Source organism: Allosaccharopolyspora coralli (assembly GCF_009664835.1).
In the GTDB taxonomy this organism is placed as follows: Bacteria; Actinomycetota; Actinomycetes; order Mycobacteriales; family Pseudonocardiaceae; genus Allosaccharopolyspora; species Allosaccharopolyspora coralli.
On sequence record NZ_CP045929.1, the window covers coordinates 723,675 to 741,310 of the forward strand.

The 17,636-nt window shown below is 69.8% G+C and carries 13 protein-coding genes and 1 pseudogene; 11 read left to right on the forward strand and 3 right to left on the reverse strand.

The window, feature by feature from the left end; translation table 11 throughout:
• Nucleotides 1–78 precede the first annotated feature (78 nt).
• Nucleotides 79–834 (reverse strand): GAF and ANTAR domain-containing protein, encoded by a 756-nt coding sequence (locus GIY23_RS03465; RefSeq protein WP_154075340.1) that lies wholly within the window; start codon nt 832–834, stop codon nt 79–81.
• A gap of 290 nt (nt 835–1,124) precedes the next feature.
• Here GIY23_RS03465 and GIY23_RS03470 point away from each other — a divergent pair, with 290 nt between their 5' ends.
• The 6 genes and pseudogenes from GIY23_RS03470 to lnt all read left to right on the forward strand — a co-directional run bounded on the left by GIY23_RS03470 (nt 1,125) and on the right by lnt (nt 6,397).
• Entirely contained in the window at nt 1,125–1,712 is a 588-nt protein-coding gene (locus GIY23_RS03470) for a recombinase family protein (RefSeq protein ID WP_075850063.1), read from the forward strand.
• Between the two features lie 179 nt (nt 1,713–1,891).
• Complete coding sequence (locus GIY23_RS03475; protein WP_075850064.1) at nt 1,892–2,290, forward strand: ArsR/SmtB family transcription factor; 399 nt, start codon at nt 1,892–1,894, stop codon at nt 2,288–2,290.
• On the forward strand, nt 2,287–4,251 hold the full coding sequence (locus GIY23_RS03480) for a heavy metal translocating P-type ATPase (RefSeq protein ID WP_154075341.1): 1,965 nt from the start codon (nt 2,287–2,289) through the stop codon (nt 4,249–4,251). The genes GIY23_RS03475 and GIY23_RS03480 overlap by 4 nt, the downstream gene beginning before the upstream one ends.
• Entirely contained in the window at nt 4,248–4,760 is a 513-nt protein-coding gene (gene lspA / locus GIY23_RS03485; protein ID WP_228717522.1) for a signal peptidase II, read from the forward strand. The genes GIY23_RS03480 and lspA overlap by 4 nt, the downstream gene beginning before the upstream one ends.
• Nucleotides 4,666–5,274 (forward strand): annotated as a pseudogene (locus GIY23_RS22910) (hypothetical protein); the annotation flags it as partial. The gene lspA and the pseudogene GIY23_RS22910, both read left to right, overlap by 95 nt.
• Nucleotides 5,275–5,545: 271 nt before the next feature.
• Entirely contained in the window at nt 5,546–6,397 is an 852-nt protein-coding gene (gene lnt, locus GIY23_RS22915) for an apolipoprotein N-acyltransferase (protein ID WP_267313249.1), read from the forward strand.
• Between the two features lie 151 nt (nt 6,398–6,548).
• Here lnt and GIY23_RS03495 read toward each other — a convergent pair whose 3' ends face one another.
• Nucleotides 6,549–7,661: a DivIVA domain-containing protein gene (locus GIY23_RS03495; RefSeq protein ID WP_154075342.1), complete on the reverse strand. Its 1,113-nt coding sequence runs from the start codon at nt 7,659–7,661 to the stop codon at nt 6,549–6,551.
• 189 nt (nt 7,662–7,850) lie between these two features.
• Nucleotides 7,851–9,029, reverse strand: coding sequence for a PQQ-dependent sugar dehydrogenase (locus GIY23_RS03500; protein WP_154075343.1), 1,179 nt, complete (start codon nt 9,027–9,029; stop codon nt 7,851–7,853).
• Nucleotides 9,030–9,272: 243 nt separating this feature from the next.
• On the opposite strand from GIY23_RS03500, the gene mfd reads away from it, so the two are divergent.
• From mfd to GIY23_RS03525, 5 genes are all read left to right on the forward strand, one after another.
• Nucleotides 9,273–12,890 carry a transcription-repair coupling factor gene (mfd, locus tag GIY23_RS03505; RefSeq protein WP_154075344.1) on the forward strand — a complete coding sequence of 1,206 codons (3,618 nt, stop codon included), beginning with the start codon at nt 9,273–9,275 and terminating at the stop codon, nt 12,888–12,890.
• A 313-nt stretch (nt 12,891–13,203) separates the two neighbouring features.
• On the forward strand, nt 13,204–14,634 hold the full coding sequence (locus GIY23_RS03510; protein ID WP_154075345.1) for an LCP family protein: 1,431 nt from the start codon (nt 13,204–13,206) through the stop codon (nt 14,632–14,634).
• Between the two features lie 276 nt (nt 14,635–14,910).
• A complete protein-coding gene (locus GIY23_RS03515) occupies nt 14,911–15,534 on the forward strand; it encodes a DUF3558 domain-containing protein (RefSeq protein WP_187352009.1) in 624 nt (207 codons plus the stop codon).
• Between the two features lie 76 nt (nt 15,535–15,610).
• On the forward strand, nt 15,611–16,648 hold the full coding sequence (locus GIY23_RS03520; protein WP_154075347.1) for a hypothetical protein: 1,038 nt from the start codon (nt 15,611–15,613) through the stop codon (nt 16,646–16,648).
• A 33-nt stretch (nt 16,649–16,681) separates the two neighbouring features.
• On the forward strand, nt 16,682–17,515 hold the full coding sequence (locus GIY23_RS03525; protein ID WP_154075348.1) for an ESX secretion-associated protein EspG: 834 nt from the start codon (nt 16,682–16,684) through the stop codon (nt 17,513–17,515).
• Nucleotides 17,516–17,636 lie beyond the last annotated feature (121 nt).

Consider the following 17,636-nt stretch of genomic DNA (forward strand, 5'->3'; position numbering starts at 1 on the left):
GTGCGGGCGGTTGTGCCCGCACCTGGGTCTGAACGGGCACAACCTCGGCCGGTCCACGCTCCCGGGAACGCAGGCGACCTACTGTGTGTGTTCCCCGGGAGCGGGGCTGTCATGCTCCGGATTGGGTCCGGGATTACTGCCGGTCAACCACTGTGCCACGGCGAGCAGTTTCAGGTTTGTCTGCTGCGAGGACTGCACCAACATCGCAAAGGCCTGCTCGGCATCAAGACCGAATCGTTCCATGAGTATGCCCTTGGCCTGCCCGATCACATCCCGGCTGGCCAGGGCTTGATTCAGCTGACCCGTGTGCTGGGCCTGCCCCAACGCGGAGGATGCATGCGTCGCGAACAACCCACCCAGCACCCGGGAATCGTCGCTGAAGCCGTGCGGGCTGCTGGCATACAGGTTCAACGCGCCCAACGAGTTCTCCCGCGCGAACAGCTGGAACGAGAGCATGCTGCCCACCCCGGCCTCGACCGCGGCCGGACCGAACCACGGCCACCGCTCGGCCGCAGAGGCCATATCGTCAACGGCGACGGTGTGCTCGTCCCACAACGCCGTCACGCACGGGCCCTCCCGATAGCTCGCCTGCGCCTGGTCGATAGCCGACACGGTGTCGTGGCTGACCGCCTGCGAGATGATCTCCCCATCGGATTGCAGCAGCGAGACCCCCGCGTACTCGGCGCCAGGCACCGTGCCCACGGCCGCGGCCACGATCCACGCCACCGTCTCGGCCTCACTCGCCTCCTGCGAACCCGTCATCTGCTGGGCCGCCGCCGACAGCACTTGCACCAAATCCGGCGCGCCCGCCGGATCCTCCTGGCCGTGCACCATCACCAGACCTCACTCTCGCTACGTCTGGTTCGTCCGCACCCTGCTGAACGCACTGCACCAGCTTCCTACCCCCAATTGTGTCAAACCTCGCTGTAGTGCCCAGAGCCGCAAGCTCCCGCCGGGATGCGGTGCTTACGTACGCAAGCGGAACCCCCACTGAGACAGCACCGCCCGGCCGATACTGACGCGAGACGAAGCCACGAGCTGGCGTTCCGCTGACCAGGGTTGTCTCAGATACCTGGTACGGTGAAACTCTCACTGAGGGGTGGCTAACCGTTACACTGCCGATCATGTCCGGCACCCTGGTTGGCTACGCCCGCTGCTCCACCGACGAGCAAGACCTCACCGCCCAACGCCAGCGCCTGGCCGAACTCGGCGTGGACGCCGACCGGATCTATCTCGACCACGGACTCACCGGCACCAAGAGAACGCGGCCCGGGCTCGATCAGGCCCTGGCCGCCGTCCGAACTGGCGACACCCTCGTGGTGCCCAAGCTCGATCGGCTGGCCCGGTCGGTGCCGGACGCCCGCGCCATCGGCGACGACCTCGCCGAGCGCGGCGTCGCGCTGTCGTTGGGCGGACAGGTCTACGACCCGGCCGACCCCATGGGCAAGATGTTCTTCAACATCCTGGCCACCTTCGCCGAATTCGAAGTCGACCTCCTACGCATGCGCACCCGCGAAGGCATGGCCGTGGCGAAGGCGAAGGGAAAGCTGCGCGGCAAGCAACCCAAGCTCTCGCCGAAGCAGCAGACCGAACTGAGGCGCATGCATGACAGTGGCGACTACACGATCACCGACCTCACCGAGCTGTTCTCCGTCTCCCGGCCGACCGTCTACCGCACACTCCAGCGCGGCCAGTCGTCCCAGGCGGAGTGAAGCCATGCCCGATCAGCAGCCCAGACCTCATATCCGCCCGATTTTCGGCGAGTACTACGGCTACCCCTAGTAGCGCTGCAGCCACCGCCGCGGCGGGGAGTTGATCAGCGCGGTCTCGACCCGGTTCATCAACATCGCAACACCTCGATTGCATCGCACGGAACTGCTATCATCGGGATATGACGATGAATAGCACGGAGAGGTGCCTGGCGTCGAACCCGCCGGGCGCGAACCTGGATCCGGCGGTGGCGTTGTTCCACAGCCTGTCCGATGCCGCGCGGGTGGCGATCGTGCAGCGTCTGGCCTCCGGTGAGGCCCGCGTCGCGGACTTGGTCGCCGAACTGGGACTGGCGCAGTCGACGGTGTCAGCCCACGTGGCGTGCCTGCGTGACTGCGGGCTGGTCGTGGGCCGCCCGCAAGGGCGGCAGGTGTTCTACAGCCTGACCCGCCCGGAGTTGCTGGACCTACTGGCCTCTGCCGAGACGCTGCTGGCCGCGACCGGCAACGCGGTTTCGTTGTGCCCGAACTACGGCACCGACACCACCGGCGAGCCCCAGAACGAGGAGATCGTGCGATGAGCGATGCTTGCGGCTGCGGCAGCGACGAGCCCCGCACCGGCGAGGAAGCCGAAGAACACGAGCCGGAACGGCTCTGGCAAGTCACCGAACTGCGCGCCGCGGCCGTCGCCGGGGTGCTGCTGATCGCCGGATACGCGACGGAGTGGGCAGGCGCGGCGCCGATGCTGGCGCTGATCCTCAAGTCCTTGGCTCTGGTCGCCGGTGCCTACACGTTCGTGCCCTCCACACTGAAGCGGCTGGCCAAGGGCAAGATCGGTGTCGGCACGCTGATGACGATCGCGGCCATCGGCGCGGTCATCCTGGGTGAGGTCGGCGAGGCCGCGATGCTGGCCTTCCTGTACTCCATCAGCGAGGGCCTGGAGGAATACTCCCTCGCGCGGACCCGCCGGGGCCTGCGCGCGTTGTTGTCGCTGGTGCCCGATGAGGCCACCGTGCTGCGCGACGGCAGCGAGGTCGTGGTGGCCCCGTCCGAGCTCCGCGTCGGAGACCGGATGGTGGTCAAGCCCGGCGAACGCATCGCCACCGACGGCGTCATCCGCACCGGCCGCACCGCGCTGGACACCTCCGCGATCACCGGCGAGTCCGTGCCCGTCGAGGCCGGTCCCGGCAGCGAGGTGTTCGCTGGGTCGATCAACGGCACCGGGGTGCTCGAAATCGAGGTCACCACGACTGCCGAGGACAACTCTCTGGCGCGGATCGTGCGGATCGTGGAGGCCGAGCAGTCCCGCAAGGGCGCCAGCCAGCGCCTGGCCGACCGCATCGCCAAACCCCTGGTGCCCGGCGTCATGATCGCCGGCGCCCTCATCGCCGGCATCGGCAGCCTGCTCGGCGACCCGGCGACGTGGATCGAACGCGCCCTGGTGGTGCTCGTGGCCGCCTCGCCCTGCGCGCTGGCGATCTCCATCCCCGTGACGGTGGTCGCTGCCATCGGCGCGGCCAGCAAGATTGGCGTGCTGGTCAAGGGCGGTGCCGCGCTGGAAGGACTGGGACGTGTGCGGGGGGTGGCGCTGGACAAGACCGGCACGCTGACCCGCAACCAGCCGAGCGTGGTCGACGTCGCCACCACCGACGGGATTTCGCGGGAGCGGGTGCTGGGACTGGCCGCGGCGCTGGAAGCCCGCAGCGAACACCCCCTCGCACGAGCGATCCTCGCCGCCGTCGACGGCGACATCGCCTCGGCGACCGACGTCGAGGCCGTCACCGGCGCCGGGCTGACCGGGCAGGTCGACGGACGCACCGCGCGGCTCGGGCGCCCGGGCTGGCTGGACTCCAGCCCGTTGGCTGGCGACGTCGAGCGGATGCAGCACAGCGGGGCCACCGCGGTGCTCGTCGAGGACGACGGACAGGTGATCGGCGCCATCGCCGTGCGCGACGAACTCCGCCCCGAAGCGCGCGAGGTGATCACCCGGCTGCACTCGGGTGGCTATCACGTCGCCATGCTCACCGGCGACAACCAGGCCACCGCCGCCGCACTGGCCGCCGAGGCGGGCATCGACTCGGTGCATGCCGAACTGCGGCCGGAGGACAAGGCCCGCATCGTCGGCGAGCTGGGCCACCAGCGATCGATGGCGATGGTCGGTGACGGTGTCAACGACGCCCCGGCCCTGGCCACCGCCGACCTGGGCATCGCCATGGGCGCGATGGGCACCGACGTGGCCATCGAAACCGCTGATGTCGCGCTCATGGGCGAGGACCTGCGGCACCTGCCGCACACCCTCGACCACGCCCGACGCGCCCGGCGGATCATGCTGCAAAACGTCGGACTGTCCCTGGCGATCATCACGGTGCTGATGCCCCTGGCCCTGTTCGGCATCCTCGGGCTGGCGGCGGTGGTGCTGGTGCACGAGGTGGCCGAGGTCGTGGTCATCGCCAACGGCGTCCGGGCCGGCCGCGCCAAGCCGCTGCCCGGCGGGAAGCCCGCGGCAGTGCGGCCTACTACGACAGTGGGAGCCTCGGCGTGACCCGCACCGAAACCCCGGTGGTGAGGGTGGCCCGGCGCCGGGCCACCCTGGCCACCGGGGCCGTGCTGCTGGCTGGCGGGGACCTGGGGATCAAAACGTGGGCCGCCCAAGCGTTGACCGACGGCCACTCGATCGATATCGGACTGCTGCAGCTGCGGCTGGCCTACAACCCCGGCGTGGCCTTCAGCCTCGGCGCGACCCTGCCCGCCTGGATCGTGTTCACCGCCACTGCACTGATCACCGCAGCCCTCGCGGTCTACGCCTGGCGGGCGGCCCGCACCGGGAGCCTGATCATGCGGCTCGGTCTGGCCGCGGTGCCGGCCGGAGCCGTCGCCAACCTCATCGACCGCGGCGTCGACGGCGCGGTCACCGACTACCTGCACACCGGCTGGTTTCCCACCTTCAACCTCGCCGATGTATTCATCACCGGTGGTGGGGCGTTGCTGGTCCTTGCCTCGCTGCGCACCACGTCCCCATCGCCAGACAGGAGTGAATCCGGTGCGTCGTGATCCGCGCAGCGCTCCGCACCCCCTTCCAGAGCCTTCTCGGGCAGACAAACACACCCGGCGGTTGCGCCCATCATGTGCCGCCACCGGTCTGAGGGCGCTGGGTGCGATCGCCGGTGGCCTGACCGTCTACGCCAGTGCTCCTCCACACCACCTGTGGTGGCTGGCACCGCTGGGTGTGGCCCTGTTCGCGCTCGCGCTGCACCACCGGCGTGCCCGAGGTGGCTTCGGGTATGGCTTCCTGTTCGGCCTCGCCTACCTGCTGCCCCTGCTGAGCTGGCTCTACGACACCGTCGGCGAGGAATTCGGGGTGTGGCCGTGGTTCGGCGTGGTCACCATCGAAGCAGTGTTCTTCGGTCTCGCCGGCGCGGGCATGGCCCGTGTCAGCCGCCTGCCCGGCGCTGCGATCTGGATGGCCGCGGTCCTGGTCGCGACTGAAACCCTGCGCTCGCACGCCCCCTACGGCGGATTCCCCTGGGGACGGCTGGCCTTCACCCAACCGGAAGGCGCGTTCGGGCCGCTGGCTTCTTTCGGCGGGGCCGCGCTGGTGACCTTCGGGGTGATGCTGTCCGGGTGCGGACTGGCCGCGCTGACGCGACACCTGCGGGACGGGATCCGGGAGAGGCCGTGGCCGGCGGTATCGGCAGCCACCCTCACCGCGTTGCCGATCACCGCCGGGCTGGCGAGCATGTCCACCCTCCCCCCCCCCCACCCTCGATACCGCACCCAGTGCGGGAACAGCCACCGTCGCCATCGTCCAGGGCGGCGCTCCCAACATCGGCATCGGCCTGATGGGCAAGAACGAGCTGCTCCGCGCCAACCACATCCAGCAGGCCACCAAGCTGGTCCAAGGGGTGCGCTCCGGGCGGCTCCCCCGACCGGACCTCGTCATCTTTCCCGAATCCTCGAACGTCTGGGGCCCCTCACGCAGCGACCCCGCGCTGGATCGGATCGCCGACCAACTCGGCGGGCCCATAGCGGTCGGCGGTATCACCCGTGAGGCCAACGGCGCCATCAGCAACCGCGTGATCCGCTGGGACCCGGCTCTGGGCGCCACCGACGAGTACGTCAAGCAGCACCTCGTCCCGTTCTCCGAGACCATCCCTCTACGCGAGCTCGCCTCGGCCGTCACCCCATTCGTCAAACAGTTCTCGCGAGACATGACCCCGGGGACGAGCCCGGGCCTCTTCGACATGGGCACGACGCGAGTGGGCTTCGCGATCTGCTACGAGGTCGCCTACGACTCGGTGCTGACCGAAGGCGTGCGCGGCGGTGCCGAACTGCTGGCCGTGCCCACGAACAACGCGTGGTTCGGGCGCAGCGAGATGACCTATCAGCAGCTGGCCATGGCTCGGCTGCGTGCTGTCGAGCACAGTCGCTCGGTCGTTGTCGCCTCCACCAGCGGGGTCAGTGCGATCATCCGTCCCGACGGCACTGTTGCCGAGCAAAGCCGGCAGTACACCGCCGACCTGCTCATCCAACAAATGCCGCTGCGCTCAACCACCACCCCGGCCACAAGGCTCGGCTCCCTACCGAAATGGATCACCACCAGTCTCGGGGCCGCCGCACTCCTCGCCACGCTGCGCCGCCCCGAACGACGTCGACACAACCCCCACCACAACCCCGACGCCGAGAACTGAGCACAGCCGGCACACAGTGATCAGCACCCGGCAGGCGCACTCGAACACAGGACCACGCCGCCAGCGGCGGTGCCTGCCAGTCGTGCGCCCTGCCTCCTCGTGAGGGGTGGTTCCGCACGTGACCGCAGCCTCCCTCTGCGACCGATGAGGTTCACGAGTGCTCGGGTGCGTCCTCCCGTTCGGCGGGCGGGGTGAGGTCGACCGGGACCCGCTCGGGCCATCGCAACGAGCCGGACGCGGTGACCTGCGGAGAGTCCGGTTCGTGCGTGGAGTCGGGCGCCGGGTCGGCGTCCGTCAGGCGCCACGACTGGTCCCCGTCGGCGAGCAGGGCGTGGACCTCGCGGAGCCGTTCGGCGATCTGCGACCGCGTGTGGCGCACCGCGTCGGCCTGGTCGTTGGCGTGTCCCACGACGCGATCCGCCTCGGCCACCGCGTCGTGCAGCACCTGGCCCGCCTCGTGCTTGCTATCGGCGAGGCGCCGGGCGTGCCGCTCGTCGTCGTCGATCCGGCGGTGTTGCAGCCAGGCCGAGAACTCCTCCTCGATTCGTGCTCGCCGTTGTTCGGCCTGCTCGTCCGCCCGGTGTCGCTCGTCCTGAGCCTGGATGTCGGCGGTGCGGCGTTGCTCGTCGGCTTCGGCGGTGAGAGCTTCGGCCTCACTCCGGGCGCGGTGCACCAGCTCGCGCCCGGTGGTCTCGGTCTCCGACCGCTGGCGCTGGGCGTCGGCGAGCAGGTTCCGGTACGTCGCCAGCAGTTGGTCGGCGGTGCGCTGTTTCTCCTCGGCATCCATGCGGGCACGGCCGACGATGTGTTCGGCGGAGTGCTCGGCGAGTTCGACCTTGCGCCGCAGCAACGGGTCCAGCGCCGTGGCGTCGACGGGTTCGCGGCTGACCTTGTCCAGTTCGGCACGCAGCCGCGCCGCTTCGTTGCGGGACTCGTCGAGCCGTTGCACCAGTTCGTCGACGTGGGCGAGCGCGGCGTCGCGGTCGGCGACGAGCGTCTGCACGTCCGCTTCCACCCGATCCAAGTACTCGGTCACCTGGTCCGGGCGCCAGCCCAGCCACGTCTTGTCGAACCCCGGCTCCAGGGGCACGAGGTCCCGATGTCCGGCCGAGTGTGTACCCATGTCGACCCCCGTCCACTCGACGTCCGGGCCGCGGCGCCCGGTGGCCTCCCCGGTGTGTCCGGCCGGGAAGGACACCCTGCTCAGGACACCGCCCGAGCGCAAGCCCGACTGTGTGCGCTCGCCCGAGTACGGACCGTTCACCGCCTATCCTGCGCGAAACCCCGGCTCCGGTCGAGCGCCACGCCGCAGCCGGAAGGAGGACGTCCTCAGAGTGCATTGGAGAACTGGCGTGTGTGCCCGTAAGGCACTCCTCGTACGTGACCAGCCGCGGTACGGCGAGCGGCTCCGGCGGAGGTACCGGACCACCTCCCCAAGTTCCACCATGCGGTCTCAGCTTCGGGGAGTGACGCGGAGGACCTTGTCGTCGCTGCCGTTGGAGGTGGTCACGTACAGCGCGCCGTCCGGGCCCTGCTGAGCCCCGCGTAGCCGCCCGTGCGTGTCGTCGAGTTCCGGCGGTATCGCGAGTTCCCGCACCTCGCCGGCATCGTCCAGCCGGAAGAGCATCAATTTGCTGCCTTTCAGCGCGACCACCGCGAGCATCCCGTCGAGCGCACCCCACTGATCGCCGGTGAGGAACGAGGCACCCGCGATCGCCTCGGTGGCCTCACCGGATGACCACTTCGCCTCGACCGCGTCCGGGAACCGCTGCAGGTCGGTCATCGGCACCGACTCGTCGTAGTCGTCGCTGGTACCGCCGCGCGACGGGTCCCAGCCGTAGTTGCCGCCGGGCTCGACGCGGTTGATCTCGTCGTCGATGTCGGGCCCGTGCTCGGAAAGGAACACCGTTCCGCCGGGGCGCACGGCCACGCCTTGCGCGTTGCGGTGGCCGTAGGAGTAGATCAGCCGTTCGTTCGGGTTCGGTGAGTCCGCGAACGGGTTGTCGGGCGGCGGCTCGCCGGTGTCGATGTTCATGCGCAGCAGCTTGCCGCCGAGGCTCTGCCGGTCCTGTGGAGTCGTGGGGTTCGCGGAGTCTCCGGTGCTCACCAGCAGCGACCCGTCCTCGGCGACTGCGGGGCGGCAACCGGAGTGCCGCCCGCTGGAGTTGAGGGGGATGCCGGTGAGCAGCGGTTCGCCGACGCGTTGGGCGCTGCTGCCGTCGTCGGCCAGGCGCCACTTGACCAGACGGACGTCGACGGGTGAGCCGTCCTCCTGATGCGCCTGGCAGGTGACGAACGTCCGGTTCCGCGCGAAGTCCGGGTGCACGGCGATCCCCATCAGGCCGCCCTCGCCCTGGGCGTACACGTCGCCCAGGTCGGCCTCGACCGGAGCAGCCTGCGCCCCGGCGGTGTTGTCGGTGAGCAGCGCCAGCGCGCCCGATCGCTGAGTGACGAGAGCCGTGCCGTTCGGCAGGAACCCGAGCCCCCACCCGTGTTCGAGTCCGCCTGCCACGACCTCGACCCGCAGGCCGGACTGTGGCGGCGGAGCGCCGTCGGCTTCCGTCGGCGACGGGCTCGAACAGGCTGCGAGCGGGAACAGGGTGACCAGCACCAGGGCGGCGAGGCGACGCATAGGCGGCAGTGTGGCAGCCGTGACTGTGTGATGACTGTGTGATGATCGTCAGGTCGCGACCGGCGCACCGGATGCCGGGGCGAGTCGTTCCCCGTCGGCCTACGCGGACCGGCCACCGGAACCGCCGACGCAGATCAACCCAGCGCACCCTCTAAGCTGGATACCGAACCCCTCCGGAAGCAGTCCCGGGCAGGGGTGTGTCTGTGCTCGCCCTGCGCTGCTTTCTCACGAGGTGCTTGCCCGATGCCCGAGACCGGCTCCCCGGTCGCACCCCTCGCGGGGTTGCTCGACCCGTTGCTCTCCGACGCGACGTTCCGCACCGTCGTGGAGTCCGCGGGACAACCGCACCTCGTCCTGGAAGGGCCGATTTCGGCGCGCCCGCTGGTCGCGGCGAGCGTGGCCGCCGGGGCCGTACGTCCGGCGCTCGTGGTCACCGCCACCGGCAGGGAGGCCGACGAGGTCGCCACCGCGGTCTCCGGCCTGATCGGGTCCGGTGGTGTCGAGGTGCTGCCCTCGTGGGAGACGCTGCCGCACGAGCGACTCTCCCCACGCGCGGACACGATCGGCGGGCGGCTGGCGGTGCTGCGTCGGCTCGCGCATCCCGAGGAGCATCCGCAGGGCTCGATCCGGGTACTGGTCACCACCGTCCGCAGCCTCATTCAGCCGATCGCCCCCGGACTCGGCGAACTGCGGCCGGTGCGACTCGCCGTCGAGGAGGAGCACGACTTCGAGGAGCTCGTCGAGCGCCTGGCCGGGCTCGCCTACACGCGCGTGGACATGGTCGAGAAGCGCGGCGAGTTCGCGGTGCGCGGCGGCATCGTGGACGTGTTCCCGCCGACCGAGGAACACCCGCTGCGGGTGGAGTTCTGGGGCGACGAGGTCACCGAGATCCGCCCGTTCTCGGTCGCCGACCAGCGTTCCCTCGACGCCGAGGCGGACGAGGACGCCGTCTTGTTCGCCCCTGCTTGCCGCGAGCTGCTGATCACCGACTCGGTGCGGGAACGGGCCACGAAACTCGCCACCGAGCACGAGGCGGACGCGCACCTGACCGACATGCTCGGCAAGATCTCCGGCGGGGTCCCGGTGGAGGGCATGGAGGCCCTGATCCCCGCGCTCTGCGACGGTGAGATGCAGCTGCTGACGGATCTGGTGCCGGAGTGCACGCACGTGCTGCTCGCCGACCCGGAGAAGGTTCGCGCGCGTGCGGCCGACCTCGTGCGCACCGGCGAGGAGTTCCTCGAGGCCTCGTGGATGGTCGCCGGTGACGGCGGGCGAGCACCGATCGACCTCGGTGCCTCCGCGTACCGGGCGCTGGGCGAGGTCTCGGCGTACACGACCGGTCTGGGGTTGCCGTGGTGGCAGCTCACCCAGCTCAGCAGCGATGCCGACATCGCCGACGGCGCGGCGGACCGGACCGTGGTGCGGTTGCCGCTCAAGCAGGTCGAGTCCTACCGCGGCGACGTCGAGCGGGCGTTCACCGATCTTCGCGCGCACACCGCCTCCGGCGGCGCGGCAGTGCTCGTCGTCGCGGGCACGGGCACCGCGCAGCGGGCGGTCGAGCAGATGCGGGAGGCCGAACTGCCGGTGCGGCTCGCCGACGGCCTCACCGAGGGCCCCGAGAGCGGAGTGATCACGGTGGTGCGCGGCGGGCTCGAGGACGGCTTCCTCGCTCCCGACGTGGCGCTGGTCGTGCTCACCGAGACCGACCTCACCGGTGACCGGGGTGCACCGTCGACCCGGGACATGCGCCGGATGCCGTCGAAGCGGCGCAACGCGGTCGATCCGCTCGCGCTGAAGGCGGGCGACTTCGTCGTCCACGAGCAGCACGGCATCGGCAAGTACGTGGAGATGGTGCAGCGCACGGTCAGCGGCGCGACCCGCGAGTACCTGGTGCTGGAATACGCGTCGTCGAAGCGCGGCCAGCCCGGCGACCGGTTGTTCGTCCCCACCGACCAACTCGACGAGGTCTCCCGCTACGTCGGCGGTGAGCTGCCCACGCTGAACAAGCTCGGCGGCTCCGACTGGAAGAACACCAAGGCCAAGGCGCGCAAGGCGGTCAAGGAGATCGCCGCCGAGCTGGTCCAGCTCTACGCCGCCCGGCAGTCCGCGCCCGGCCACGCCTACGGCACGGACACCCCGTGGCAGCGGGAGCTGGAGGACGCGTTCCCGTTCACCGAGACCGCCGATCAGATGGGCGCCATCGACGAGGTCAAGGGCGACATGCAGAGCGCCGTTCCGATGGACCGGGTGATCTGCGGCGACGTCGGCTACGGCAAGACCGAGATCGCGGTACGCGCCGCGTTCAAGGCGGTCCAGGAGGGCAAGCAGGTCGCCGTGTTGGTGCCGACGACCCTGCTGGCCCAACAGCACCTCACCACCTTCACCGACCGGATGCGCTCGTTCCCGGTCACCATCCGGGGGCTGTCCCGGTTCACGCACCTGCCCGATGCCGAGCAGGTGATCAGCGGGCTCGCCAAGGGTGAGGTGGACATCGTCATCGGCACGCACCGGCTGCTGCAGACTGGTGTGCGCTACAAGGACCTCGGGCTCGTCATCGTCGACGAGGAGCAGCGCTTCGGTGTCGAGCACAAGGAGCACATCAAGGCACTGCGCACGCACGTCGACGTGCTGACGATGTCGGCGACGCCGATCCCGCGCACGCTGGAGATGAGCATGGCGGGCATCCGGGAGATGTCGACCATCCTGACTCCGCCGGAGGAGCGGCATCCGGTGTTGACCTACGTCGGCGCCTACGACGAGAAGCAGGTCGCCGCCGCGATCCGGCGGGAGCTGCTGCGCGACGGCCAGGTGTTCTTCGTGCACAACCGGGTCCAGTCCATCGAGAAGGCCGCACGTCACCTGCGCGAGATCGTGCCGGAGGCCCGCATCGTCACGGCGCACGGCCAGATGAACGAGGACCGGCTGGAAAAGATCATCCAGGGCTTCTGGGAGCGCGAACACGACGTGCTGGTGTGCACCACGATCGTCGAGACCGGCCTGGACATCTCCAACGCGAACACCCTCATCGTGGAACGCTCCGACACGCTCGGCCTCTCCCAGTTGCACCAGCTACGGGGCAGGGTCGGCCGTGCCCGGGAGCGCGGCTACGCGTACTTCCTGTACCCGAGCGACAAGCCGCTGACCGACACCGCGCACGACCGGCTGGCCACGATCGCGCAGAACTCCGAGCTGGGCGCGGGCATGGCTGTGGCGATGAAGGACCTCGAGATCCGCGGCGCGGGCAACATCCTCGGCGCGGAGCAGTCCGGGCACATCGCCGGCGTCGGGTTCGACCTCTACATGCGGCTGGTGGGCGAGGCCGTCGAAGCGTTCAAGCAGCACGCCGGTGCCGAGCCGGCGGACGGGGAGACCGAACTCGCCGAGGTCCGGGTGGATCTCCCGGTGGACGCGCACATTCCGCACGACTACGTCGCCGGTGAGCGGTTGCGGCTGGAGGCGTACCGCAAGATCGCGGCGGCAGCGGACGCGGACACGTTGGACGCGGTGCGGGGCGAACTGCACGACCGCTACGGGCCGCTGCCGGAGCCGGTCGAACGGTTGCTCAAGGTCGCCACGTTCCGGCAGACGTGCCGCAGGCACGGGGTCACCGAGGTGACGTTGCAGGGCACGTCGCTGCGGGTGGCGCCGCTGGATCTGTCCGACTCGCAGCAGATGCGGCTCAAGCGGCTCTACCCGAAGGCCGTGTACAAGGCGGCTGTGCGCACGGTGTCGGTCCCGCACCCGACCGAAGGTGCTGCCGGGGGACGCATCGGAGCGCCGAAGCTGCGGGACGACGCTCTGCTCGAGTGGTGCACCGAACTGTTGGAGGCGCTCGCGGGCAAGCCCGCGCCTGTCGGCTGAGTCCTCCGCCTGAATTCTCCACAGCCTTTGTACGCTGCGGTTTCGACCGTCGGCTCGCCCAGCAGGGTGAGTGGGCGAGTGGCGCCGCTCCTCGACTCCCGGGATCCTGGTCTCACAGCGTCATGGTCGCGACACGCAACGCGATCGGGTGATGAGGCGTGGGTGACCGGCCTGCGTCGTGCGGCGAGGGGGCGGTGTGGCGGAACGCGGCGGACCACCCACGGGCGACGCGCGCAGGGAGCCTGTGGGCGACGGGCCGGAACCACCGGAACCGCCTTCACCCCCGGGAACGAGGTCGCGACGACGATGGTCGGTGTTCCGGATCGGCCTCGCCCTGGTGTCCACCGTGGTCCTGGTGTTCACCGGATACGCCTACTGGACGCTGCGGGATCTCGCCGGTGGGCTCACCAGCACCGACGTCATCGGCTCGGAGCTGAGCGAACCCGACGGCGCGACGGACATCCTGCTCGTCGGCAACGACTCGCGCACCGACGCGCAAGGGGACCCGTTGCCGGAAGAGGTGCTGCGAGAGCTTCGTACCACCGACGAGGGCGGCAATCTCACCGACACCATGATCCTGGTGCGGATCCCGAATGGTGGCGGGCGAGCCAGTGCGGTGTCCTTCCCGCGGGACACGATGGTGCGGCTGACCGACGGCTTCGGCACGCACAAGCTCACCGAGGCGTACTCACGGGCGCAGAACGATGCGCGGGAGGACCTCGCCGCCCAAGGGGTCAGCGACGAGCGCACCCTGGATCGACGGTCCCGAGCCGCGGGGCAGCGGTTCCTCATCGAGAACATCGAACGGTTCGCCGGCGTGAGCATCGACCATTACGCCGAGGTGAATCTCCTGGGCTTTTACCAGATCACGAAGGCTGTCGGCGGTGTCGACGTGTGCTTGCGCGCCCCGGTGGACGACAGCGAGTTCTCGGGCGCGGTGTTCCCGGCGGGTCCGCAACGGATCGAAGGTGCGGACGCGTTGTCGTTCGTGCGTCAGCGTCACAACCTGCCGCGTGGGGACCTCGACCGAGTGGTGCGCCAGCAGGTGTTCATGTCCGGGTTGGTGCGCAAGATGCTCTCCACGGGCACGCTCGCGAATCCGGCGAAGCTCGCGTCGCTGTCGGAGGCGATGCAGGACGCGGTGATCCTCGACAAGGGCTGGGACTTGGTGAGCTTCGCCCAGCAGATGCAGGGCATCGCGGCCCGCAACGTCGAGTTTCGGACGATCCCGTTGCAGGACAACGGGGACGGCACGATCGACGCCGACCCGCGCGAGGTGCGGCGGTTCGTCGACGACATGCTGCTCAGCCCCGAGGAACGCCAAGAGCAGGCGCGCAGCGACCCGGAGCGCGTGAACGTCGTGGTGAGCGTGTTCAACGGCTCGGGCGTCGCCTCGCTCGCCGATCGGGTCTCCGAGGAGATCGCCGCCGAGGGTTTCGGTGCGGGCACGGTCGAGGCGGTGGATTCGGTGTCGCGGACCGTGGTGGCACACGCGCCGGAGGAGGCGTCGACGGGTGCGCTCGTCTCGAACGCGCTCGGCGGCGTACCGGTGGAGGTCGACGAGGAAGTGGCTCCGGGCACGGTCGCCGTGTTCCTCGCTCCCGGCTATGACGGGCCGGGCAACCAGAACTTCGCGGGAGAGGGCCCGATGCGCCTCGACGGTTCCGCCTCCGGACAGGAGCAGGAGGCGGTGGGCTCGCCGCAGAACCCGATCACCGCGAACGGCGTCCCCTGCGTCAACTGATCCTTCGTCGGGACGGTGTGCGGGTTGGTCCGTGGGGGTGGCGCCGTCGCGGAGCCTCACCTCGCGGCTGTGCGCGCGAACACTCGGCACTATTACTGAGTGTTTCCGTCTCATAGCGTCGCTGGAACGAGGGACTCGTCGGTGTGTCGGATGCGGGGGTGTTCGCGCTCGTCGTGGCTGGTCCCGCGCGTTTCGTCGGGGGACGGCCGTCCGGAAACGACCGGTCCGCCACTGATCCTCTGCCAGACTCGGTGCACGACGAGCGAGGAAGTGGTGGTGGGTGCAGTGACGCGGTCCCGGCCCGAGAGTGTGATGTTCGGTGCCGGCCGTGCGGTTGGTGTCGTGGGTCTCTCGCTGGCGGTCACCGCGTGCGGCGGCGGTGCGGCGGAACAGGTGGTGTCGGAACCGGCGCCGCGCCCGCCGCCCGGTTCCGGGCCGGCGACCTCGACGACGCCATGGGATCCGGGTCCTCTGCTCGAGAATCCGTGTCGTGCGCTCACCGCCGAACAGCTGCTCGACCTGGGCATCGCGAGCGGAACGGGGGAGCGGCAACCGGACGCGCCGGACGGCCCGACGTGCCGATGGAGCGACCGGTTCACCGGACCGACGGACTCGAGTACCGACGTGACCTTTCCGGAGCCGGGTGAGCCGTCGCCGGAAACGGGCGGGCAAGAGCGGGAACTTCGCCCGGTGGGCGGACGTCTCACGGTGGCGACGATTCGAACGGCCGATGTTCCGGATGCCGCTTCCGCGTGTGACGTCTCGGTCGACGTGGACGGTGACGACGCGGTGCTCGTGCGGGTCGTCGCGGGAGGTTCGTCTCCGTTCGGCGCCGACGTGTGCGCACGTGCGGTGACGGTGGCGGAAAACGTACTGGCCACAGCGGAATCGGATATGTGAAACGCGGGACACGGTCGTCGCGTGCCGAGCGAACGGACGCGGGTGCGCGGCACCCGCTCGAACGGGGAGTGCTGGAGTGGGCTGGGGAGCGGATCTCGTCGGCGGCATCGTCGACACGGTGCGGGAGCGCGACGGCGGGCGCGTGGGCGTGGCGCGCGACCTCCCTTCGGACACCGACGAGTCGTTCGACTCGGCGGTCGAGGCGGTGAGCGCCGAGTTGCCGGACGTGCCGCGGCCCGAGGGAATCAACGGAGCCGACATCTTCTCGTGGTTCCACCATGGGGCTGGCACCGGCAGCGCCGACGCCGCGGTGGCCGGGTGGGACGAGCTGGCGCGGTATCAGCAGGACGTGGCTCGTGCGGCGTACTCCGCGCTCGCCGAACTCGACCCGGCACGGCAAGACGCACGGCGTGAGTCGGCACACGCAGGTACGGACTTCTTGGCGCGCACTGCCGATCGCGCGAGTGAGACCGCGACACGGTGCGTGGCAGTGGTGCAGGCGCGGAGCGAAGACTTCGACCGGGCCAACAAGCACGTCGTGCCCGTTCCTGCAGAACCCCCGCGGCTGACGTTGTCCTCGCCAGTACATCCGCTGGACGCAGGAGGGCAGGCGCACCGGTCTCACGAGTTCCAAGCCCAGCAGCGGGCGAACCGGGCCGTGCTCGTGGAGTACGCGAGACGGACCGCGGCGAACACCCCTGAGGTGCCGTTCTTCTCAGAACCGGACCCTGCCGATCACGATTGGTCGGGAGGTTCCGCGAGCGCGTACGGAACCGGCGAGCCATCGAGCGTGTCCACGGCCGAGACGTCGATGCTCGGTACGTCCTACGCGAGCGAGACTCTGCAACGTTCGCACCCAGATGTCCCCGGCGAGCCGGTGCCGCCGCGCGTGGTGGCCACCCCGCCGGGATGGCGGGATTCTCCGCCATGGGCGGAGGCATCGGTGAGTCGCTTCGGAGGCCATCAACGCGCGGAGGAGACGCGTCACGACCAGCCGGAATATCTCGTCGACGCCGATCCGCACGAGGTCTTCGGCAGCACTGAACCCGTCGGTCCGGCGGCGCTGGGTGCGCCGTCCGACGAACCCGCGGCACCGGACCCGGAGACGACATGACGACGCCCCAGCGGGCCGGGAGAGGAGCTGGCTGTGGCCGTTCGCGTTGACGCGGTGATCGAGGAGACGGTCACGCTGAGCTGTGCGACCTACGACGTGCTGCACCACGGGGAGTGCGGCGACGACGCGGTGAAACCCGCCGCAATGGAAGGTGTGTCCCCGGGCGCGACGTATCCCGAGCGGGTGCGGGTGATCGGCGAGGCGCTCACCGAACTCCGCACCGCTGGGATGGCTACTGTGGACACTCCTGATCGGGAGCTGCTCGACACGGTGCGCTTGCTGCACGATCCCCACCGGCGGATGTACGGCTGGTACGTGCGCCGAGACGGCGACGGGGAGACGTCCGGCGGTTTTCATCTCGCGGAGTCCGACGATCTCGCCGTCGCCGCGTTCACGGCGAACGGCGTCGTGGTGTTGGAACCGATCGAGTGGGACGAGATGTACGCGACGGTGCTCTCGTTGTTGCCGGACGTCCCACCGGTCGGGTCGGAACCGCTCACGGTCCCCGTACACCCGAGCTCCGTTCCGGTGGACGAATCAGGCTGGGGTACCCAGGCCGCGAGCGGTGTGCTCGGCGGAGTGCCGCCGGGGGCCGCGGACGCACAGGAGGAAACGGCCGCCCTGGAACGTGTCACCAGCGCCGCTGCGCCCGACTTCGTCCTGCAGCTGTGGGCTTCGGAGTGCGATCCGCACGGTCGAGAGGTCGAGTGCGATTCCCCGCTGACCTACTACGCGAGTGCGCACGGTGCGGCACTCACTGTCCACACAAGACTCGGTGAGGGTCGTGAACCGCATGTGCGCATGCTGCCTGCGACGCGGGACGCGCTCTACGCGGAACTGGACGGGCTTACTGGGTGCGCTGATTGAGGCTGTGGTCAGGCAGGTGCGTCGACGGTTTCCGCTGGCTGTGCAGACCCGTCACGGAACCGACGCAGACGAACCCTCGCGCCCTCTTACCTTGCTGGCGGCGCGAATTGATCGGCCTCGG

Coding starts and splice junctions, on each gene's coding strand:
- GIY23_RS03480 (WP_154075341.1), top strand. CDS start 2,287: ATGAGCGATGCTTGCGGCTGCGGCAGCGACGAGCCCCGCACCGGCGAG.
- GIY23_RS03465 (WP_154075340.1), bottom strand. CDS start 834: ATGGTGCACGGCCAGGAGGATCCGGCGGGCGCGCCGGATTTGGTGCAA.
- mfd (WP_154075344.1), top strand. CDS start 9,273: ATGCCCGAGACCGGCTCCCCGGTCGCACCCCTCGCGGGGTTGCTCGAC.
- GIY23_RS03500 (WP_154075343.1), bottom strand. CDS start 9,029: ATGCGTCGCCTCGCCGCCCTGGTGCTGGTCACCCTGTTCCCGCTCGCA.
- GIY23_RS03475 (WP_075850064.1), top strand. CDS start 1,892: ATGACGATGAATAGCACGGAGAGGTGCCTGGCGTCGAACCCGCCGGGC.
- GIY23_RS03470 (WP_075850063.1), top strand. CDS start 1,125: ATGTCCGGCACCCTGGTTGGCTACGCCCGCTGCTCCACCGACGAGCAA.